Source organism: Halorubrum sp. SP3, from assembly GCF_005435195.1.
Classification (GTDB): domain Archaea; phylum Halobacteriota; class Halobacteria; order Halobacteriales; family Haloferacaceae; genus Halorubrum; species Halorubrum sodomense.
Window position 1 is genome coordinate 1 of the sequence record NZ_SGTU01000451.1, and the last position, 392, is coordinate 392.

Below are 392 nucleotides of genomic sequence, written 5' to 3' on the forward strand. Positions count from 1 at the left end.
TGAACCTCGACCTCTCCCGCAACTTCACCGACGACGGCGGCGACCACAATCCCGTGGGCGGCGACGACCACGGGACGCACGTCGCCGGGATCGTCGCCGCGGACAACGGCGGCGGGATCGGCGTCAACGGAACGGCCCCGAAGACCGACCTCGTCGACTGTCGGGTGTTCTCCGGACCGACCGCCTCGTTCGGTGACATCCTCGCGGCGGTCGTTTACAGCGCGAACATCGACGCCGATGTCGCGAATCTCTCCCTAGGAGCGTATCCGGTGCCGAGACAGGGGAACGGCCAGTTCTACGGGAAGGTCCTCAACAGCGCGATGACGTACGCGAACAAGGAGGGGACGCTGCTCGTCATCGCGGCGGGCAACGACAGCGCCGACCTCCAGCAC

The 392-nt window shown here is 67.1% G+C and carries 1 protein-coding gene; it reads left to right on the plus strand.

The features are described from left to right. A partial coding sequence (locus tag EXE42_RS17215; RefSeq protein WP_158293787.1) for a S8 family serine peptidase occupies window positions 1-392 on the plus strand: 392 nt, incomplete at both ends.